Source organism: Clostridium lacusfryxellense, assembly GCF_018861735.1.
GTDB classification, from domain to species: domain Bacteria; phylum Bacillota; class Clostridia; order Clostridiales; family Clostridiaceae; genus Clostridium_AD; species Clostridium_AD lacusfryxellense.
The window spans coordinates 1-22872 of sequence record NZ_JAHLEB010000016.1; the positions used below are offsets into that span (position 1 = coordinate 1).

Here is a 22872-nt window from a genome sequence, read left to right on the forward strand (position 1 = left end):
TTCCTCCAGCTCACACCTCACGGTGGATACCTTGTCTTCAGCTAGTGGTTGGTAACTACAGACCCCCACAGTGGACTTTCACCACCTAGTTAATTGCCATGCCTGGCACACTTACAAAACCCCTACATATAAAAACTATGCAGGGGTTAGCATTTTACCAAATATAATATATCTTAAAGTTGATCTAGTTATAGATCACTGCTTTGTAAAATTCATCCAATTAAAATTCCAACCGCCCGAGTTTGCATAAACCCTAATAGTCTGATTTCCCGCATTTAGATTTACATTAGCCGATACAGTCGTAAAGCCTTGATTATTCCAAGTCTGTGGAACAGTTAATGAAGTAAGCACTGTTCCAGAAGAATCTTTTAATTGCACTGCATCTGCATAAGTTCCCCAATAACTCGAAACTCTAAATTGTACTGTATATATTCCTGCCGAAGTAACATTAACATTGTAATCCATCCAGTCACCTGAATCTATTGTAGTTACAGCTGATCCTCCATTAATATCAGCTGTTGCTTCGGTTGTAATTCCATTCATAGAATCATAGTTTTCTGCCTCAATCTTTCCAGGTATAGCCTTAGTTGAAATTGGTGGTTCAGAACTAATTGTACTTTCATCTAAAACAAGAATCGCAACTGAATTTGATCCTAAAGATAAACCTTGAGCACCTGTTAAATCTGAATATTTAATGGTGTCATAAGCTATGCCCCATCCATAAATACGTTTCACAGTAAAAGTAGTATTTGCAGTAGGAGTTGTTTGCCAATTTGAAAAAGAAAGTTGTACTGCCTGATCTGTCTCTGAACGATTAACAAGTAGTATTTTATCCCAAGAACCAGTTTTTACAGACATTATGTCAACTTTTTTTGAGTCTGCCGTAGTTGATGTTTTTATAGGTCCACACATATCAGTATTTAAAAAATTATATAAATTAGCAGATGCTCGTATTTCATAATTTGAAGGTCCTCCTAACTTTCCATACCATCCATCAGATTCATTCCAAGCCATAACACCTGTAGGTCCTGATTTTGCAATAGATATCAAAGAAAGTGCATCATATACCATGCCAATTTCATTATTCATTCTGTTGTCTGGTGGATTCCAACTAATATTGAATTCATCATGGAAGGTTTCTACATTTCTTGTAGTATACTTTGCTATACTACTTTTAAAATTAGTTGTGGTTTGACCAAGGCCTTGAGCAGTATTCCATACTGTAGCGTTTGAATCCCCAGTACTACCACTTGTATAGGAATGATAAGACACGAAGTCAATAGTCCCCGCTGTAATCTGTAAAAACGGGTCTACTCTTTCTGAAATTAAGTCAGATCTAGCAAATGCAGGACCACCAACTTTTATATTAGAATCTACTAACTTCATTTTGTTGTAGCATTTAACAACAATATTTGCTAATTCACTCATATTAGATGCATAAGCATCATCTCTTTCATTAGTTACTTCAAAGTATTGTACCCCGCGACTTTGTTGTATGTTTACTATACTTACAAGATCGGCACAAAATTGTGCATAAGCATCATACATATTTGTTTTTAATTTTCCTGTTCCATCATCCATATAAGAAGGCCAATTTGCAATGTTTATCATTCTTGTAGGACTATTACTAAATGTATTTGATAAAATTGTATTTATCTTTGTAGCATCCCACGCATAGGATGAAGTTGTAGGATTTATTACCCATGCTTTTAAATCAGTAGTGGAGTCATTACATTGACCTGCATAGTGATAACGAATAATACCATTTTTCATGTATGATACATTAGCCTTATAAGTTGAGTTTGAAGCAACTGCAGGGTCATTCCCCTGATAAATATTAATACCATAGGTATTATTAGTTGTAGTTTGTCCTTGATTAGAACCCCAATCAACACTTCCAGTAGTTGTAGCAGCAGACACAGGGATGGAAACTGATAGAGTATTCAAAACCAAACTTAGCGATAATAGTATTGTAAGTTTTTTTAGACCTTTGCTTTTTAACATACTTTCCCTCCTCTTATTGAAAACATAAATTTTAGTAAGCGATATATGTAAGCACGTGTTTACAATATTATCATACAACGTTTACATGACATTTACTATTGCGCTAAACAACGAAATGTAATAGTAAAACAACTATTTGAGTATGATTTATTATTTAATTCATTAAATAATTAACTTTATTATGAGTTTATACCATAAAAATTGCTCTGAAGAAGCAGTATATATAATCTCTCCTGAATTTTTATCTGTTAGTTGATTAGGACCTTTTATTCTAATCAAAAAAATAACAATCACAAGCAATATAACTTAATCTGTGGTATAAGTTGGATTAATTCTTCCATCTGATAATTTGTTTAGAATATTTTCAATATTTTAAACATCATTCATATATTTTACTAAATTAGCAAAGTAATTTTTTCTCAATTATAAAACCCCATTTCAGTTAATATTCTAACAAAAATGAGGTCTCATTGACAGTTAAAAAACCCGTGTTTTATACACTTTCAGCTGCTACCTCCCTTATACAATAAAAGTATTGAAGGAATAAGCCTTTAATATAACAGTAATTTCTTTATCCTTTACTATTAGGGTTATCTTTCTATCATTCTTAAATCCATTGTTAACTACCAAAACTACAGTTCCATCAGGATTTTCAAAAGCAAGAGAATTTCCAGTAAAATGCCCTTTAGTTCCTAATCTTATAGCACCTGATTTTATGAAGTGTGAAAAATGTTTCATAACATAGAATTCAGGATTATACACATATTCATTAGTCTCTGGATTTATTGTCACTAATGTATTTTGATTCCATCCCCAAGTGCTAAGACCACCTGGCTCAAGTGCCATGTTCCAATATATATATGCATTTACTCCATTTGCAAAATAATGTCTAAACAATCTGAAAACATAATGTGCATATTCCCATGAGTTTTTTCCATCTCCACATTCATTCTCTGTTTGCATTAATTTTATTTCCGGCCAACTTTCATGAGTTCTTTGAACCGCATTTTTTCCAGCCCATTGATAAGCTACACCTTTTACATATTTAGCTGCCTTCTCGTCGCTAAGCACTAGATTAGCATAATCATCATAATCTGTATATAATTGTCGGTTGTCAATTTCCGGTCCATTAAGCGTTCCAAGCCATATTTCTGCTGCCACATTATTTTTCTCAAAAAGAGGCCCTATGTACTCACCTATAAATTCTCTAAACTGATCTCCAGTCCAAATACAAGATGGAAACTTCTGGCTTGACATAGGCTCATTCTGCACATGAATCTGATCTATTTTTATTCCTTGCTCCTTGTATGCTTGTAGGAACTTTAAAAAATAAAGAGCATAGGCATCAAGTATCTCTTTATTCCATATCAATGTTCCGTAATTATGAGCTTTAGGATGTTTCATCCAAATAGGTGGACTCCAAGGCGATGCAAAAAGCTTCAGGTCAGGCTTCCTTTTAAGACCCTCCTTAATATATGGAATCAAATATTTTTGATCTCTTTGTATTGAGAAGTCTTTCATTTCGTAGTCATTATCTGTTTCATTTAGACTGTACCACTCAGTAGAATAGTCATTTGCTCCAATAGGTAGGCGACATAAATTGAATTTACATCCAGACTCATTAAGAAATAATTCATTTAATATATCATTTTTCTTTTCATCTGAAAGTTTTGATAACGCAATCCAACTAAGTTCGTTAAAGCACCCTCCAAAACCGTCAACAGTCTGATACTTTTCTCCTGTGAGCTCCAAAGTATCTTTTGAACTCCCTATGTTTACCAATGCACCTATATTTATTTTTTCAAAAGCACTTAATTCAGTTGTAGAATACCATTCAAAATTATCTTCTTTAGCCATAGTTAATCCTCCTAAAAATTTGTTATTAACAAAATATATAACCTTTATTTAATTTTTTGTACTATTATTTAAAAATTCAAACTTAAATACAAACTTAGCATCATCCTCATACCACATTGGGAAATTCGTACCCCAGACATTATTATACAAATTGAAACTTAATCCATCATTGACATCCTCAAATTTATTATCAAATTTAAGAATCTTACCTTTTCCCATAGAAAATAAAGGTGAATGAATATTTTTTATAGTTAATTGCTTTCCTTCTTTTTCATATTTTAATTCTTCAACAGCGCTCAAATTTTGGTTCCCGTTTATAGCAATATCTGTTAAAGGTAAGTAGGTATTTATTTTTTTCATTCTCCAACAATCTATATCTTTTAAGTTTAAATTGAAATTTACCCAAATTGCTTCTGGCATTCTATTGGCATCCTTATTGAACCAATTTATTTCATAATCAAATACATCAAATTCTTTGTCAAAGAAATATCTTACTTGAACAATTCTTGGAGCTCCATAATCGTTTGTTAATACTTCATTTATATTATATTCTACTAAAATCGAATCATAATTATCTTCACGCTTTAAAAATATGGATTTAAACTTATACGGATATCTTCCATCCGCAATCAATTTTTCATATCTTTCAATCCCAACCTTACTAAAATCTAATTGGCTCCATTCTTTTGTTATTTCAAAATCTCTAATATAGTTATCAAACCAAAATTTATAATCTTCAACGTTAAATATCTGATAATCTATTACTCCAAACCTTTCACCCTTAGTTATAAGTTCTGTAGCATCACTTGTAATTAAAGATATTAATGTTCCCTCAGTATCAAAAGTAACCCGAAAATTTCCTACGCTAATAGACTCATTACAATTAATCTGTTCATAATTTTCACGGGAGATATTCTTGCTAGGTACTAAGCTTCCAATTAACTTCAAAGCTTCTTCTTTGTGTTTACCCTCAGTGCAATTAATAGCACTCGAAATATATTCTCTTTGCTCTAACCATGAAGCTTCGAAGCATGAATACGATGGGCCTACATAAGAGCTTTCATTGTCATCATGGTGTGAAGAGAATATGCAATGTTTAAGATACTCCTCAGGATTATCAAGTGTATTTATTAAATCTTTATTACGTGCTGCTTGAAAATCTTTTTTTAAATAATTCTTGAAATCTGGTAAATAAGTTTTTTCATCCATTCCCCAGGTATGTTCTGGTATTCTAAGAAGATAATTGCAAAAAGTCCGATATTCCTTACTATCCTTAGATAAACTCCCCTCTTTGAGCCACTTGTTTTTCAGTCCTAAAAGTTCTCTATATTGTCCTACCTTTAATGGATCACTGCCCACTCCATGTATCCAGCTGTCACCAACTTCACAGGTTAAAACCGGGAGATTTTCCTTAACTAACCATATCTTCTCTGCAAAATTATTTAATGTTGATGCACATACTTCATAACCTTTATATCTATGCTTTAACTCTTCTATTTGAGCGTATAATTCTATTTCTCCAAGAGGACCCATATTATCATTGGTATGAGCAAAATATAAAACTTCTTCTAACTCATCATTTTTATAGGCATTTCCATAATTCCCTTCATAATTTACAATTATCTCATTATTATTATCGCTTCTCCAAAGAAATATTTGTGGTACCTCAGGCACAGATGATGCTGGATTTACACCAATATGTAGAAATTTAATTCCGTGCTGTGCTAATATATCAATCATTGCTTTAGTATGTCCCGGTACATCTGTTAACTTTGCAGCTATTGTTTTCTTATTATATCGTCTGTCAAGCTCCTCAGATAAACTGATTCCATATTCAAGTAAATCCTTATCCATAAGTTCTGAATGAGTTGTAAATGGAAGAGCATGCCATACAATATAACCCTTTTTAATTGCTCTTTCCATAATATCCTTATGTTCTTTATTTGCATTTTCGAGGAAATGATATATTAGCCAAGAACCTGTTGTCCAAATAAAATCCTTCCTAGTATCATTATTCACTTTATTAGCTAGCTCAATTGCCTTAATTATAAATTCATTAAAATACTTATCCATAATACTCGCAGCTAAATCGGTAAATCCCAAATCTAAATGTGTTTTATATATTACATTAACTTTCTTCATAAATACCCCCCTCAATTGATTTTTCTATACCAAGGTAATCGAGATAGAGGCGCAGCTACAGTCTTTGTACATGATCCAATTTCTATGCTACCGTCATCGCCTTGCCAAGTTCCCTCTGGGAAATGAATAGTTTTTTCATAACTACCCTTTTGTACAACTGGGGCAACTAAGAGATTTTCACCAAGCATAAATTGAGATGTTATTTCTTCATACCCGTTATTAGGAAAAGCATAAGCCATATGTCTTAATATTGGTTCACCCGTTTTTGCAGATTGCTTTGCAACCTCCAATATATAACTGCCAAACTCTTTATGTAAATTAGCAGCCTCAATACAATAGCCTGAATGTTTTTCATCCAATACTCTCCAAGGTGCCGCAGAAAATTGCATCATAGGAAATAGTGCACTACACTGTGCATATCTAACAAATAATTCTTGATCAAGCTTTGAAGAATTAGCTAGAAAACTAAGATATTCTCCACCACCTATCATATCAGGACATCCAAAAGCATAACCCATTAAACCTTGCGCTAGAGCATTCGGTATTAATGAAGCTAAGCCAGCTTTTTCCCATGAGTGTGTTTTATCTTGCAATCTCTGTACAAGTGGTTCTCCTGCCATCTTCCAGCATGCTCGGTATTCATTTAATTTATATTTTGTACCTATTTTAGCATAAGCTAAACATTGATCTTCTTGAACTGTTGTTATTCCTTCTTGATTTGGCAATGTGTAGAAGCTTGGATCTCCAGCATCAAATTTAAAACCATCTATCCCATAATTTTTTATAAGGCCCTGAAGCTGACTATCAAACCATTCCACTGCTTTCTCATTTGTAAGATCAAGTACAGCACTATATCCATTCCACCACTCTACCATATGAGGTTTATTACCGTTCATATAAAGAAGATTCAAATCTCTTAATTCTCTGTAGGTAACGCTATCCGCACTTATAAATGGACATATCCAAAGCATTACCTTAAAACCTAACTTATGAAGTTTATTCACCATTAATTTAGGATAGCTGAATCTACCTGGATGAAATGACCAAACGCCGTAATCCTCTTGCCAATTATCATCAATCATAAAAACACCAGTTGGCATATTATTGTCAATAATTGCTTGTGCATACTCCAGTATTTTATCTTGTTCTTGATCATAAATTAACTCAATCCAGGTATTATATTGTGGTGCTGTAAATAATAATTCTTCAGGTAAAAGTCCTTTAGGTGCAAAATATTTGTCCTTAACAAATTTGAAAACCTCTTGTAAATTTTTATGCCCTTCACCAAAGTCAATATCACCCTTTTTGCTTTTAACAGTTAAAAAGTTATCCTTAAAATAAAAAGCAAAAGGATCCTCTGACCATATAAATCTACCCTTGTTTGAAATTAGTATTGGTGAACTTTGATTACCAGTTTCATTTGGATCTAAATTTCTATTAAAAGTTTCCTTTCCATAAGGCATGGAAGTTCCATCAAAAACAGCTCCTCCCCACCAACGCTCTCCATCAATAAGAATTAATTTAATGTTTCTTGAATCCATTTTAGCACTCCTCCTTCTATAATATGTTGCTACTACCTCAGGTCCCAACATAAACTGGAAGTTTATGTTGCTATTATTAATTCATTAAATTGTTAATTCATTAACTTTATCACGAGTTTACATGATAAAAGTTGCTCTGAAGATGCAGTAATAATAATTTCTCCTAAGTTTTTATCTGCTTGTACTATCAGTTGGCATAACCCTTTAAATACACGTCTAACATTCATCAGATCTGATTCATGGCTCATAGGATTTCCATTACCAACTCCCAGTAGTTTACCATTTCCCTCAATGTTGAACTTTATGAGGTTATCTGCTGTTGGAATAACTCTGCCTTTTTCATCAACAACTTTGACAGTTATTATTGATACATCAACACCATCAGCTTTTATAATTTCTCTATCCGCTGAAAGTTCTATTTTATACGCGGCGCCAGTAGTTATGGCCTTGTACTCACAAACCGTTTTACCTTTTTTTGTTCCAATGGCAAGAAGCTCTCCCGGCTCATATTCTACCTCGCTCCAAATTAAATACCAATTTTTCTCCATAACCTTTTTGCCTTTGCTCTTTCCATTAACAAAAATCTCAATCTCATCACAATTACTATAGCAATAAACGTCAATAGGCTTCCCTACTTTATCAGGCCAGTTCCAGTGTGGACAAACATGCAGCACATCTTCACTACTCCACCAAGATTTGAAATAGTAATAGTTGTCCTTTGGGAATCCACAGGTATCCATAACACCAAATTGAGTTCCTATAGCAGGCCATGTAAAAGGTGCTGGCTCACCTCTGTAATCAAAGCCCGTCCAGATAAATGTACCACTAACCCATGAGTTTTCTGCAGTAAACTTCCACTGCTTCTCACCTTCATTAAGCCTTTTAAATTTTGGGTCATAGCCGAAAACCTCGCATTTATCTTCATCTGTTTCATAACAGCCCCTAGTCCACATACTTGAATAGGTTTCTGTTCCTATTGTAGGTTGATCTGGCATTGCCTCATGATACCTTTCCCATAAGTGTTCATGATAATTAAAGCCCATTACATCAAGCTCTTTTGTAGTAGGAAAAACAGTAGTAACATCCTCAAACTTGTTTACACCATCCCAAAACACAATTGCTGCCGTAACAGGTCTTGTAGGATCAAGTTTTCTGGTAATACTTCTTAGTGTTCGTGCTATACGCCCACCTTCTTCTGTCTGTTGGAGGCTTCCTTCTTCATTTCCAATAGCCCAAATAAATACTGATGGATGATTTCTATCTCTTAAAATTAAGCTCTCTAACTGCTCAATATTTTCTTTTGAACTACTCAAAATTCTGTTTTCATCCATTACAAGAATACCTAATCTATCACATATATCAAGTACCTCAGGTGTAGGAGGGTTATGCGAGCATCTGTAAGCGTTACAGCCCATCTCCTTTAATTTTTGGAGTCTAAATTCGTTTATTCTATCAGTTATTGCAATACCCACTCCTGCATGGTTTTGGTGACAACAGACACCCTTTATTTTAATAGCTTCGCCATTTAGGAAAAAACCTTTATCTTTATCAAAATTCATATTTCTTATGCCAAAGATAGTTTCATAACGATCTACTTCCACATCTTCTTGTATAATAATAGAGATAACCTTATACAGGTTTGGCTGATCTATAGACCATAGCTTTGCATCCTCAATACTTATTATTTGATGAATAGCTGTATCATCCAATCCATCTACTTCACCCGCGGATTCTATTTTTGAAACATTATTACCTGCTGAATCAATGATTTTTGTCACAAGCCTAAAATTAACCTTAGCATCATATTTATTATCTATTGATGTGTGGATTTCTATTTTTGCGTTAGCCTTTCCTGAACTTGTGTCTTTTTCAAAAGTACTTGTAACAAAAACACCGCCTAAAGGCTTTACATGTAATGGTTCTACCTTAACTAGCCATACGTGTCTGTATATTCCTCCGCCTTCATAGGCCCATAGTTCATGTCCAGTTGAATCTACTCTCACTGCAAGTAAGCTTTCTTTGCCATAATTAATAAAATCGGTGACATCATAATAAAAACCGGTAAATCCACTTTGATGGTTTCCTACAAAAAAATGGTTTAGATATACTGTACTGTCCCTGTATACTCCATCAAAAAAAATATAGAAACGCTTACCTTTATCCTCTTTTGCTACATTTATTTTCTTTCTGTACCAGCCTACACTACCTTCGAGAGAACCAGCTAGAACAAGTCTGCTGTCAATTGCCTCCATGGCAGGAATTTCGTTTTTATAACTAAAATCCTCGTTTACCCTTTTATAATTACCTTCTAAAGTAAAATCATGGGGTAGGTTTACAGTTTTCCACTTAGTATCGTCAAAATCTATTTTGGTAGCTCCAAAATCAAAAGCACCACCTTTTGAACCAGCCCATCTTTCTGTAGTTGTCTTAGGTGATAAATCAGCATTATAAAAACGCCAATTAGAATCCAATAATTCCTTCGTTCTCATTTAAATCAACTCCTCTAGAGCTATAAATACACCTGCAGTCCAACCAAGCATAGACGGCATTTCATATTCATTAGCCACATTTATAGTTCCATCAATTACATTATACTTCTCCCACAACTTATTGGTAGTGCCGTAATTCTTTATTACTGTATTAACGTACTTTTCTGCAATTCTCTTAGCATCATCTTTGTAGCCATAGTTCATAAGTCCCATAGCTGCAATATATTGAAGGGGTGCCCAGCCATTTGGGTAATCCCATTGATACAAAGAATCTCTTTCTCCTGGTTTACAAGTTGCAAGTCCAAAGGGATTTTCGAAAATTTCTATATTCTTCACAGTGCTCTCTGCTTGCTGCTGACTAGCTAAATTAACCCATAATGGGTGAAATACTGCCAATGATTCCACCTTACTAAAAGCATTATTTATAAAATCATAATCTACGAACAATTTTCTTGTTTCGTCCCAGCAATATTTATTTACAAGTTCTTTCCTTTTTTCTGCCCTATCTTTCCATAGCTTATCTTCATTCTTGTTTAAGATAGTGCTAAAATATTCAAAATTCTTTTCATATATAAAAAGATTGCAGTTTAAATCAACAGGAATAAAATCTGTGCATCTTCCTTCAAAACGAGGATTAAAGTCCCAACCTGATTCACATTCCGCTATATAGTGCCTACCTATAAGTGCTTTAGCATCCTCATCCACGTCTATGGGTTTTACCTTTTGAGGCATACGATTGTATATATGTTCAAACATACCTAGTTCTGTTTCTGTATCTGCATCAACAAAATATCTATTAAGACCTATCGGTGTTATTCTCTTTTTCATCCAAAAGTCATACTCTATTTTCAAGGTCTCATAAGCTCTTTCAAGCCACTCTTTATCCTTATATATATTAAACACATCTCTAACCATCATTGATAGATAAGGGGGTTGAGATCGATTTAAGTAAAGTTCTCTATTTCCATTAGGCATAAAACCATATTTGCTTACCATATAAAGTATATTATCTGTGTTGCTTTTAGCTAGGTTTTCAAAACCTTGTCTAAGCAATCCTTGATTAGTAAAATACGTATCCCAATAATACATCTCCTGAAAACCACCACTTATAGATGGAACAACATATGGATATGGCATACCTAAAAGGGTTCCTTCATCCTCTACATTATTTCTTACAGTCTTAATCCAATTGTTTTTTATATAACTTAGCACTGACTCAATTTCAGTGTGTTCAATATTATTCATTTAAAATTCGCCTCCTTACTTTTTATCTTACTTTACTCCATCCTCAAACATGACATGGCTTTCAGCATCAGTATATATCGTTTTCATTAACATTACTATTATGCTAATCAACTAAACATAATAGTAAAACAACGATTTTATTTTTAATAACTATAAATAAAGCACAAATAGATATATCCATTTGTGCTTTACCCTTTTCCTCCTAAATTTTTAACTAGATTGATGTTTTTACCAAAAGTATATCGATATATTCCTCGATTTCATGTACAGGCGCTAAATTCTTGATGTAGTAATGCATCCCATCGTTACTGGGCTTAAACCAAGTTACACCTTCCTTGTCCACGGTAACCTTACCATTCTCTGAAAGCTCCCAAAGTTTACAACCACCTCTTATTGCATAAATAACTGTAATCAAATCCCAGCTCATTCTTCCCTGTCCATTTGTGTACAACTCATATGATTTTTTTACGGGATTATTTTCAGATGTACCATGCATAAGTGTTCGTCCTGTAATAATAGGATCTCCTACCTCCCATGGGCTGAAAATAATTGGCGACTTCCAATCGTGAAAAACTCTTTGTGCCGAAGGAATATCCATAAGAACATTCCATTCGGAAAGGAGTTGTCCATTGTTATCCGCTACAAATCTTCCAGCCATAACAACTAGCGCTTTCACTTTAAGTTCCACTAATTCATCCCCTGATAAAGGACTAAATTCGTCAGGAGATGAGTCTAATAAATTAGCTAAGTTAATTAATGGTCCTATACCGATAACTGTTACACTTCCATCTTCTGCCCGAGATAACAACTTTCTAAACAAGCAAACCGCATCAGGAGCATTATTATCTTTGTAAGCATTATCAAAATTTTCAGTAACATATCGATTATATTTTTCATACTCCTCACCAACTAAAAAACCTTCTGTTTTTAAGATTCCTATTGGAATATGACCATGATTGTAAAAACGATTAATTGCATCTATACACCCTGCTCCATAAATACTAGATGTACAGTGAGTTACACCAAGTATTTTAGCTTCTCCCATATCTTCAAGCACATTAAGTATTGCCAATGCTCCTGCGTCATCGCAATCGGGACCTATGTCTGTATCCAAAATAACTGACAATTCTTTCTGTTTCTCCATGCTAATACCTCCAATTATTCTCCTAACTCAAGTTTTAATTCTAGCACTGCAATACTCATAATAATTTTCTTTACTCCATTGATTTCCTGACTTCAAACTCTACTTTTAATTCTGACATGCAGTCTCCACCTATCCAAACAGTAAACTTTCCTGGCTCTAATTGAATACTACCATCTCTACCGTAAAAAGATAACTCCTCCACGCCTAGGACAAAGCTTACCCTTTCACAATCACCTGGTTTTATAAAAACTCCTTTAAAACCTTTTAATTCCTTCACAGGTCTTGAACAACTTGCCACCTTGTCTCTTATATAACACTGAACCACTTCTTCTCCAGGTACACTTCCTGTATTAGTAACATTAGCGCTGACTTCAATATAATCTCCTACTTTTATGACTTCCTTGTTAAGGGTTATGCTATCATACTTGAAGGTGGTGAAACTCAAACCGTAGCCAAAAGGAAACAATGGTTTTCCTGTGGTGTCTTGATAATTCCAACCGCTTAAGCAGTTATAATATTCATCTATAGGTCTCCCATTACTCTTGTGATTGTAGTAAAGAGGGACCTGTCCAATGCTATTTAAAAAAGTAACAGGTAGCTTCCCACTTGGATTCACATTACCAAAAAGTATGTCTGCTACAGCTAAACCGCCTTGAGTCCCAGGGTGCCATGTATATAATACAGCATCTGATAACTGGCAAACCCTTTCTATATTAAGTGGCCTTCCTGAGCAAATAACCGATACTATGGGCTTGCCCAGATGTTTTAAAAGCTCTATCATTTCTGTCTGACCCGGTGGTAGCAATATGTCTGCAATGCAATTACCTTCACCGTTTCTATTATCACTTTCTCCTAATACAGCACTATAATGTCAGCTTTTCTTGCCTCATAAATCATATTATCCGTTAAGGCACCTAAAGAAGTTATAATCTCAACCTCTGATGCTATAGTTCTCATTCCCTCCTCCACGGTTACTACCCTATCTATGCTGCCATCAAGACACCAACTTCCGTTCATTGCCTTACGTTCTTTTGCCATTGGGCCAATAACAGCAATTTTTATCCCGCAACTTGATAGCGGTAGGACTTTATTATTTTTTAAAAGTACCATACTCCTTGAAGCTAACCTTCTTGCACATACAAGATGCTCAGGCTTTAGCATAACATCTTTTGCTAAATTTATATCCGTATATGGTTTTTCAAATAAACCTAACTTAAATTTAATTGTTAGAATTCTTTTAACCGCATCTTCTACTCTTTCTATATCTATTTTTCCTGTCTTTATAAGTTTTTTTATATGTTTTTTATAACAGCTGCTAGCCATTTCCATGTCTACACCTGCATTAAAAGCCATTTCTGCTGCCTCTGCTTCATTTGCAGCTACGGATTGATGTAAGAGTTGTTTCACCGAATCCCAATCGCTAATTACAAATCCATTAAACCCCAGTTATCCCTTTAATACATCTGTAAGTAGATATTTGCTAGCTGTTACAGGCTCGCCGCCATTTTCATGAAAAGCTGACATTATAGTGCTAACTCCTGCTTCCACAGCCGCCTTAAAAGGAGGCAGATATATATTCCTAAGCGTATTATCACTTATTTCAACTGAATTATAATCTCTTCCACCCTCTGCTGCGCCATATCCAATATAGTGCTTTGCACAAGCTGCAATTTTACCATCTTTACTCATATCCTCACCCTGTATACCTCTAACGGATGCTCTTGCCATAGCTGAACATAGGTAAGGGTCCTCTCCAAAACCTTCAATAATTCTCCCCCATCTAGGATCCCTTGATATATCAAGCATAGGTGCAAAAGTCCAGTGAACAGCATCTGCTGAGGCTTCAAGTGCCATTAAAGAGGCTGCCTCTTCTTGAGTTGTGGATCAAAGCTTGCTGCTTGGGCCAATGGTACTGGAAATGAAGTACGATATCCATGTATTACATCTTTACCATTTATTACAGGTATCCAAGTCTGCTTTCTTCTACAGCTATGCGCTGAGCTTCATTACTTTCAGTAATATCTACAATAAGCTGTTCTTCACTACCTGCATGGGCGGTGAAAGCTAATATTCTCGACCCAACCCTTCCCGCTTTTATTAGGCAATCTACTTCCTCAGTATTCTCCGTGCCCGCTGGCACTTGAGTGAGTTGCCCTATTTTTTCTTCAATGGTCATCCTTAAAAGTAAATCATCTACCCTTTCCAAAATGCTTGATTGCGGATTCTTATAGGTCTCCATTTTTTTAAACCTCCGTTATGCTTAAATTTGCTGTTTCTTTAGTATATGTAGTGCTACGAATTCATCTTTCTAATACAAGTATACTTACTTTTAATAAGCTTTACTATTGCTTAAATCAACGAAATACAATATTAAAACAACTATTTATATTTAAATTAGTTATACATAAAAAAGCACAAATGGAGGTTACCATTTGTGCTTTTTACTATTGCTATTGCTATTGTTATTGTTATTGTTATTTCTATTGTTATTTCGGGATTATAATCTTTATGGTTGTTCCAATGCCAATTCTGCTAAATATACTAACACCATATTGCTTTCCATAGTGAAGCCTGATTCGATCATTCACATTCCGTATACCATACCCTAGTGATTCCCCTTTAGGGTTAAAAATAAGTGAAATAGTTTCTTTTTTCATTCCTATTCCATTATCTATTACCTTAAATATGATACTCTCATTAGTCATTTCTGCAACTATCCTAATATGAATATTCTCTTCATACCAAGCATGATTTAATGCATTCTCAACAAAAGGTTGGAGAATTAACTTCAGCGTAGTACATTTAAGAACTTTTTCATCAATGTCATAGCTTATTTTAAATCTATTTCCATACTTTATTTCCTGAATATCTATATATGCCTTAACTTGTTCAAGCTCTTCCCCTACCGCCATAACAGCCTTACCTTTATTTAAAGTAAGCCTATAAAATTTTACAAGAGATGATACCATTTCACTTACCTTGTTTATCTCTCCCAAATTAGCTAAGCTATTAATTGAAGATAAAGTATTATATAAGAAGTGAGGATTTATCTGAGATTGTAGAGCCTCCAGCTCTATTGCCTTTTTATTTATTTCTGTAATATAACCCTCTTCTATAAGTTCTTGGATGTTATCTGCCATCTTATTAAAAGTCGACGATATATATCCAAACTCATCTTCCCCTGTATATTTAATTCTTTTTGTAAGTTCTCCCTCTTTAAAGCTTCTTATACTAATTACAATGTTTTTCACTTTTTTATCAAATCTTTTTGATATGAAAATTCCTAATATAGATACAATAATAAACGTTAATGAACATATTAATATAGTTACATTTCTAATTTTTGATGCCTCAGCATGTAATTCAGATTGTGACACCAAAGCTACAAGGCTCCACTTACCTCCATACAGATCTTTTTTTATTACAAAATCATCATCTGCTTTATCCTTAATTTTTTCTACTATAGAGTCTCCATTACTGCTATATACTATTGTATTCCCCTTGTTTTCAATAAGATATAACTTTGAATTCTCTTCAACCTTGTAAGAGTTAATTGATTTAAACAAATCCTTCATGCTTACAACAATTCTTAGATAACCAATTTGTTCAAAATTATCATAACTTATAAATTTTCTAAGTAGAGATATATTATGATTTTTTGCATCATTTTCTACCTGTCTCCATACATTATCCTCATTTTCCTTTATAATATTTAAATACCACGACTTGCTGTAAATTCGTGATGAATTATAAATATTATAACTTCTATCATTAGATAAAGGTCTATCTGTTGGTGTATAACTCTCACTCATATTATTATTTTGTGTGTAAATATTTATAGAAATAGGATTAAGCGATAGGTTTGCATTCGACTTTAAAACTGGAATTAAATATAACCTAGTTAAATCATATAACCCATATGCATCTGACTTACTACTAAGAATATTTTGAAGACTATAATCATCAAACAATTGATTGGAAATTCTTTGTACATCTCCTATCTGAGTATCCACATTGTCCCTTGTTTGTTGAAGTACCTTAGTAAGATCTTCTTTAATATAACTAGTTCTAGAATTCGTGAGTGCTGTATAGGAATACACACCAATAATAACATCTGATAAAAGCACTAAAATTAAATACAACAACATTAATTTATTAGTAAAAGATAGAAAATATTTCTTAATTTTTGATTTTGTTTTATATATGCTCAAATCTTACACCCTATTTCTCTTTCGATAATCTGTTGGAGTCATCCCGTAATGTTCCTTAAATTGTCGATTAAAATATAATATATTTCTATATCCAACCCGATCACATATTTCATAAATTTTAATTAATGGATCCAGAAGATACTTTCCAGCTCTTTCCATACTTACACCTATCAAATAATCACCAAATTTTTCGTTTGTTGCTTCTTTAAACATATGACCTAGATAATTAGGTGAAAATCCGAAATAATCTGCCACCTCTTTAAGATGTATTTTATCTTCAATATGATCTTCAACATATTTTTTCATATCATTAATTATCTTCTTGTCTTTATTTTGATTTCTTTCTGATAATTTCTTAGAAACATTAGATAGTTTCATTACCAGCCAATCCTTTATATCTTCAATAGTCTCAAAATTTTCAGCTATCTCAAAGTTTATTAACTGCTGCTCAAAAATATTATGGACATCATCGCCATTCTTTTGTAACATAGCCTCAAGCCTTGATATAAAATTAATTGTAAAATTATATACAGCTTTCTTTGTTCGGAAATCCTTTACATCGTGAAATAAGTCCTCTACAGAATCATTTAATTTCAGTAGATTATTTTCTATTATAGAACTAAAAATGGTTTTTAATTTAAATTCTATATCTACTTGACTTTTAAATTGCACTTTAGGTAAATTTTCGTAACATACAAGCTTACTTTTACCAATAAACATCTTGTATTCCAATGCTTCCTTAGCATTTTTGTAATATTTAGGTAAATCCTCCACGCTTTCACACTCTCCACTTAGCCCTATGGTAATTGTTAAAGTGGAGTTTTTCTTGATTTTTTCAACTAACCTCATTAATAAGTAATTTAGAACTGCTGGATCAAATTCCTTTAATATAATTGTAATAAGTCTTTCGTCATAAAAATAATAATAACCTAGATGCTCATAATTTATATAGTCAACAATCATATCTGTACACTTATGAAGTATCTCAATTCTCTCATTGTCATTGTATAGGCTAAGTTTCGACTTGACATCATCCACTTCAATAACAGCAGCATTGCACTTGGAACCCTTGACTATTATTCCATAATATTCAAGTAATTCGCAATCTACATTTTTATTAGTTCCACTAAGCCATTGATGTAACATCTCATCTTTAAAAAGAGTTATCGTATCCTTAAACTTAATATTAGGGTTAGCATTCACATTTTCGTTATTCAAAACATCTCTTATAGATTGTAATAATTCCAATAGTTCCTGATCTTTTACTGGTTTTAAAACATAACCAAAGGCATTTAGCCTTATAGCTTGCCTTGCATAAGCAAAATCTTCATGACCACTTATAAAAGCTATCTTTAAGTTGGGCCTTATTTCCTTAGCCTTTTGGGCAAGTTCTAGCCCTGACATTATAGGCATTTTTATGTCTGAAATCAATATATCAACTTGTTGCTCCTTTAATATACGTAATGCAGAGAATCCACTATTCGCAGTAGCTATAACTTCAAGATTTAGCTCTGGCCAATCCACTCTTCTCTTTAACCATTCAAGATCAACTAGTTCATCATCTACCAACAGTACCTTATAGCTCATTGTCAATCCCCCAAACTTTAAACTTTCAAAAACTTTTATTTAAAATTAGTATAACATTTTGTTTTAGTTATATCAATTACATAACCGTGCTTGTTACAAAGTAAAGATTTCAATGGTGATGAACCATTTCCCTATAGTACTTAGGCGATTGTCCTACAATTCTTTTAAAAGTAGAAGAAAAATAGTAAGGATTAGCAAAGCCTAAAACTGAGCTTACGCAGTTGATTTTAGATGCAGATGATTCCAAAAGCTCACATGCCTTTTGTATTTTAAGTCTTATATAATAGTCCATCGGCGAATACCCCGTTTTTTCTTTAAATACTCGAACAAAGTGGTATCTTGAAATGCTTGCATAATCCGATAATTGATTCAGATTTAGATTCCCCGATATATTGTCAAGCATATAGGTAATGATCTTTTCTATATTGATATTATCATATTTATTTAACTCTGAGTTCATAGCTAAACTACTTATATAACTTAGAATATTACTTAAGTATGATGTTGCAAAAATCAAATTACTTTGAGTATAACCCATAGATAATATTCTAAAAATATCCACAAGCCAAGATAATATTTTCGCATTACTACCTGTATGAATTACAGGATTTGAAGTTGAAATGCCAATCAAATTCATATACGAACTTGCACTTCGACCCCTAAAATGGATCCAATATTTACTCCAAGGATCTTTATTATCCGCACCATAGGAGTGAGGAATATTTGGTGGGCAAACAAAGAAATCTCCCTTCTTTATAATCCATTGCTTTTCATTAATTTTTAGCCAACCTCCACCGCCTACGCAATAAATTATAACATAATCCTTGAGTATACGATTATTTACCACATGTCCATATGCTTTTGTATAGCATCCTGCCCATGTGAGTAGAAGGTTTCCTAAAATCTCGTTTTGAGATTCCTTTTCTATAATATCCTGAGGAGTGTAAAATGACTTTTTGTTGTATGAGATGGTTTCCTCTATTGCATTATTTTTGATCAAAACTTCATTCCTCCTACTATAATAATTAAAAAAATACTTCGTCATTAGCAATATATTATATCAATATAAGCAATATTGCAAATTTCATTTAGTATATTAGAGGGGTATAATTATAATAATGAAATATCAAGGAGGCATATATGAATAACTTTCAAAAGTTTCATACAAAAAAAGATTGGGAAAATTTAAATGTCACTTCCATCAACAGAGAAGAATCTCATGCTCCCTGGGGTGCTTATGAAACCGGACTTCAATCAATGAGTTGTAATCGCTCTTTGTCCAAGTGGACAGATTCTTTAGATGGGACTTGGAAATTTGCCTATTATTCAAAACCTACAATGACAGACGCATTCTTTGAGAATGATTATAGCCACAGCCAGTGGAAAGATATTAAAGTTCCCGGAAACTGGGAATTACAAGGTTTCGGAGAGCCAATTTACACTAATACAGTATTTCCATGGAATTATTATACAAAAGATAAACAAGTCATACACCCCACTAATGAGGAAGATGCACGCGGCCTTCCAAATCCTCCGTACATTCCAGAAGAAAATCCCACAGGGTGCTATTTTAGGAAATTCAATATTTCTTCTGAGTGGTTAGGAAAAGATGTCTTCATTCATTTCAATGGTGTAGAAACAGTTTATTATCTCTGGATTAATGGGAAAGAGGTGGGCTATTCACAAGACAGTAAATTGCCAAGTGAATTTATCATAACCAATTTTATAAAAGAAGGCGAAAATACCATTGCGGTGCAAGTCATGCGTTTTGCAGAAAGCACATATCTTGAAGATCAGGACTACTGGTACCTTTCTGGAATTTTCCGCTCTGTTTCCCTATATGCAAAACCCAAAGCAAGGATTGTTGACTTTAAAATAGATGCAATTCCCGATCTCTACTATGGCTTTGGAAATGTAAAAGCAGATGTAATCATCAACCGTTTTAATGGTTTTGCAAATTATAAGGTAAAACTAGATTTATTTGATATGGAAGGTAATTTACTGGAAAGTGGAACTTCGGTTATAAATCCACAGGCTAACTATCGCTGCTATGAAACTCCTACCTCCAACACAGCAAGAATTCAACTAAATATTAAAAATATTAAGCAGTGGACGCCAGAAACGCCTACTTTATACAAAGCTGTAATGACTTTAATATCCCCAACCAATGATGAAGTTGATTTTGAAAGCTCTAGGATAGGATTTAAGAAAATTGAAATCTTAGACGGCGTTATATTGTTAAACGGTAATAGGTTAATTGTTAGAGGCGTCAATCGACATGAACATGAAGCCTATGGTGGTCGCACTGTTGCAGTTGAACACATGTTGGAAGAAATAAAGCTTATGAAAAGACTTAATATAAACTCAGTAAGAACCTGCCATTATCCGGATGATCCTATGTGGTATGACTTGTGTGATGAGCTGGGAATTTTGCTTGTTTGCGAATGTAATTTAGAAACTCATGGAGTAATGGGTTCATTGTCTCATAACCCTGCCTGGGGAACGAATTTTTTGGAAAGAGCAATTCGAATGGTGCTTACCCATAAAAATCATCCTTCCATATACTCTTGGTCTCTTGGAAATGAAAGTGGAGTAGGTGCAAACCATGCAGGAATGGCTGGATGGACTCGGGAATATGACCCTTCCCGTTTATGCCAATATGAAGCTGGGGAACCAGGAAAGAATATTTCTGATGTTAGAGGCAATATGTATGCATCGCAAAAACATATTTTACACATGCTTACAGATGCTGTAGATATAAGACCCATTGTACTAGTAGAATACTTATATCAAATACGAAATTCCGGAGGAGGTATGCATAAGTTTTATGATTTAATTGAGAACTATAAAAGATTTCAAGGTGGATATATATGGGACTTTCAGGATAAATGTCTTGTTTCTAAAACTGCTGATGATGAGGATTACTTTTGCTATGGTGGGGATTTGGGCGAAAGTGTGGTAGACTTTGAAAGTCCAGGTTTTATGACCAGTAATGGAATAGTCTTACCAGATCTTACACTAAAGCCTGTAGCAGTGGAGGTCAAGCAAATTTATTGTCCAATTATTTTTGAAGAAAAATCAGAAGATAATGCTTGGGTTTTGGACGAATATATGGGAAATTTTACAATAAAAAATAGAAATCTTGTTTTGGATACAAATCCTTATGTGGTAGCCTATGCAGTTAGAGAGGATGGATATATATTAAAAACAGGTTTGTTTGAACTACCTTATCTAAAAGCAGGAGAAGAGATAAATGCTAGCTTCTCAGAGCATATTGATAAAAAACCAAATTGTGAATACCATGTGGAATTCAGTGTAACGTACGCAAAGGAATCTGTTTATGCCACCGCAGGCTATGAACTGGGCTGTTATCAGTTTAGACTGGAAAGTGGTGTCTGTGAATATGGGCCTTCATATAAACTTGAACATAAAATAGCCAAAAACAAAATTTCTATAGAAAGTACTGAGGATATAATAAAAATAATTGGAACCAATTTTGTTATCACCTTTGACAAAACCACCGGACTGATTCTTTCTTATATCAAAAACGGGGTGGAATATTTGAACCTTGGTCCCAAAGAGTGCCTAACGAGGCCACTAACAGGAATTGATGCTAGAAAAGGATGGGGAAGGTACTCGATCTGGGACGCGTTTGATATCAAAAATACAAACACCACACTCAAAAATATTTCTGCTGAACCTGTAGGATTGTCAAAGGCTTTAGTTGAAGTTGTGCGTGAAGTTAAATTTACTACGAATTCTTTTGGAATTATTGTTCTAACAAGCTATACCATTAATAAAGATGGCGAAATAAAAGTTCAAACTAACTTTAATATTGATCCTTCACTAAGAGACTTGCCAAGGGTTGGTTTAGAATTAGTGATTCCTGAAGGTTTCGAGACTTTAGAGTATTTTGGACTTGGACCTGTGGAAAACTACATTGATAGAAACCATTCTGCAAAACTTGGGGTATTTAATAATAATGTTGAGGATGAACACTTTGCCTTTATTCCACCTTCCGAAAATGGTGGTCATGAAGAAACTCGATGGATTACATTAATGAACGGCGATGGAAAAACTTTAAAAATTACTGCACCAATACCATTTCACTTTGATGTACACCACAATACCATCCAGGATTACAAAAATGCAAAACATGAACACGAACTTATACGAAGAAAGCAAAGCTATTTGCATATTGATGCTGCCCATAGCGGCATTGGCAGTGATATGGGTTGGAGCTCTATGCTTAAGGACAGTGAAAAGGTAGCTGCACAAAATTACACTTTGGAGTTTACTATTTTCTTTGAGTAAATTTAAAGAGACAGTTAAATAATTTAAAGTAAATCTTGAAAAATAAAACACAGACTTAACAACGGATACTGTAAAACTAAATCCAACTACAGTATCATCCGTTAACTCTGTGTTTTATGTGTTTAAATAAATTAATGCTGCCTGTACTCATCTACAGCTTCTCGTGTTATTTGCACATACCTCTTTCCTTTATTAATATTACCATTTATAGCATAAACATCTCTTTGTGTTATCTCAAGTTTACAGCATTTAGTAATTCTTAATGTTTTTATTAAGTATTTTTTAAATGTAGCTTCATTTAAATTTTGCCTTTCAGTTTTTCTACCATAAATTCATCA

Annotated in this window: 13 protein-coding genes and 1 pseudogene; 1 reads left to right on the forward strand and 13 read right to left on the reverse strand. The window is 33.7% G+C overall.

Annotation, left to right across the window (positions count from 1 at the left end):
- Window positions 1-195 precede the first annotated feature (195 nt).
- The 13 genes and pseudogenes from KPL55_RS11020 to KPL55_RS11085 form a co-directional block, all read right to left on the reverse strand.
- The gene (locus KPL55_RS11020) at window positions 196-2004 is read right to left on the reverse strand and encodes a carbohydrate-binding protein (RefSeq protein ID WP_216306769.1); all 1809 of its coding nucleotides are present in this window, start codon (window positions 2002-2004) and stop codon (window positions 196-198) included.
- Window positions 2005-2523: 519 nt separating this feature from the next.
- Entirely contained in the window at window positions 2524-3861 is a 1338-nt protein-coding gene (locus KPL55_RS11025) for a glycoside hydrolase family 30 protein (RefSeq protein WP_216306770.1), read from the reverse strand.
- A 48-nt stretch (window positions 3862-3909) separates the two neighbouring features.
- On the reverse strand, window positions 3910-6003 hold the full coding sequence (locus KPL55_RS11030; RefSeq protein WP_216306771.1) for a DUF5054 domain-containing protein: 2094 nt from the start codon (window positions 6001-6003) through the stop codon (window positions 3910-3912).
- Between the two features lie 11 nt (window positions 6004-6014).
- Entirely contained in the window at window positions 6015-7544 is a 1530-nt protein-coding gene (locus KPL55_RS11035) for a glycoside hydrolase family 31 protein (RefSeq protein ID WP_216306772.1), read from the reverse strand.
- Window positions 7545-7636: 92 nt separating this feature from the next.
- The gene (gene galA, locus KPL55_RS11040; RefSeq protein WP_216306773.1) at window positions 7637-10033 is read right to left on the reverse strand and encodes a beta-galactosidase GalA; all 2397 of its coding nucleotides are present in this window, start codon (window positions 10031-10033) and stop codon (window positions 7637-7639) included.
- Window positions 10034-11278, reverse strand: coding sequence for a trehalase family glycosidase (locus KPL55_RS11045; protein WP_216306774.1), 1245 nt, complete (start codon window positions 11276-11278; stop codon window positions 10034-10036).
- A gap of 214 nt (window positions 11279-11492) precedes the next feature.
- Complete coding sequence (locus KPL55_RS11050; RefSeq protein WP_216306775.1) at window positions 11493-12422, reverse strand: nucleoside hydrolase; 930 nt, start codon at window positions 12420-12422, stop codon at window positions 11493-11495.
- 70 nt (window positions 12423-12492) lie between these two features.
- The gene (locus KPL55_RS26535) at window positions 12493-12747 is read right to left on the reverse strand and encodes a fibronectin type III-like domain-contianing protein (protein ID WP_312887272.1); all 255 of its coding nucleotides are present in this window, start codon (window positions 12745-12747) and stop codon (window positions 12493-12495) included.
- Window positions 12748-12921: 174 nt separating this feature from the next.
- Window positions 12922-14282, reverse strand: a pseudogene (locus KPL55_RS25955) (glycoside hydrolase family 3 N-terminal domain-containing protein); the annotation flags it as partial.
- 97 nt (window positions 14283-14379) lie between these two features.
- On the reverse strand, window positions 14380-14661 hold the full coding sequence (locus tag KPL55_RS11070) for a glycoside hydrolase family 3 protein (protein ID WP_216306779.1): 282 nt from the start codon (window positions 14659-14661) through the stop codon (window positions 14380-14382).
- A 247-nt stretch (window positions 14662-14908) separates the two neighbouring features.
- Window positions 14909-16633 (reverse strand): sensor histidine kinase, encoded by a 1725-nt coding sequence (locus KPL55_RS11075; RefSeq protein WP_216306780.1) that lies wholly within the window; start codon window positions 16631-16633, stop codon window positions 14909-14911.
- 3 nt (window positions 16634-16636) lie between these two features.
- Window positions 16637-18220, reverse strand: coding sequence for a response regulator (locus tag KPL55_RS11080; protein ID WP_216306781.1), 1584 nt, complete (start codon window positions 18218-18220; stop codon window positions 16637-16639).
- Between the two features lie 109 nt (window positions 18221-18329).
- Entirely contained in the window at window positions 18330-19220 is an 891-nt protein-coding gene (locus tag KPL55_RS11085; protein ID WP_216306782.1) for an AraC family transcriptional regulator, read from the reverse strand.
- Window positions 19221-19477: 257 nt separating this feature from the next.
- On the opposite strand from KPL55_RS11085, the gene KPL55_RS11090 reads away from it, so the two are divergent.
- Window positions 19478-22534, forward strand: a complete 3057-nt coding sequence (locus tag KPL55_RS11090) for a glycoside hydrolase family 2 TIM barrel-domain containing protein (RefSeq protein WP_216306783.1) — start codon at window positions 19478-19480, stop codon at window positions 22532-22534.
- Window positions 22535-22872 lie beyond the last annotated feature (338 nt).

What these genes read in the sequence shown, in the direction of transcription:
- KPL55_RS11030 (WP_216306771.1), bottom strand. Translation starts at nt 6,003, where the DNA reads ATGAAGAAAGTTAATGTAATATATAAAACACATTTAGATTTGGGATTT.
- KPL55_RS11090 (WP_216306783.1), top strand. Translation starts at nt 19,478, where the DNA reads ATGAGTTGTAATCGCTCTTTGTCCAAGTGGACAGATTCTTTAGATGGG.
- KPL55_RS11025 (WP_216306770.1), bottom strand. Translation starts at nt 3,861, where the DNA reads ATGGCTAAAGAAGATAATTTTGAATGGTATTCTACAACTGAATTAAGT.
- KPL55_RS11050 (WP_216306775.1), bottom strand. Translation starts at nt 12,422, where the DNA reads ATGGAGAAACAGAAAGAATTGTCAGTTATTTTGGATACAGACATAGGT.
- KPL55_RS11070 (WP_216306779.1), bottom strand. Translation starts at nt 14,661, where the DNA reads ATGGAGACCTATAAGAATCCGCAATCAAGCATTTTGGAAAGGGTAGAT.
- KPL55_RS11035 (WP_216306772.1), bottom strand. Translation starts at nt 7,544, where the DNA reads ATGGATTCAAGAAACATTAAATTAATTCTTATTGATGGAGAGCGTTGG.
- galA (WP_216306773.1), bottom strand. Translation starts at nt 10,033, where the DNA reads ATGAGAACGAAGGAATTATTGGATTCTAATTGGCGTTTTTATAATGCT.
- KPL55_RS11045 (WP_216306774.1), bottom strand. Translation starts at nt 11,278, where the DNA reads ATGAATAATATTGAACACACTGAAATTGAGTCAGTGCTAAGTTATATA.
- KPL55_RS11080 (WP_216306781.1), bottom strand. Translation starts at nt 18,220, where the DNA reads ATGAGCTATAAGGTACTGTTGGTAGATGATGAACTAGTTGATCTTGAA.
- KPL55_RS11020 (WP_216306769.1), bottom strand. Translation starts at nt 2,004, where the DNA reads ATGTTAAAAAGCAAAGGTCTAAAAAAACTTACAATACTATTATCGCTA.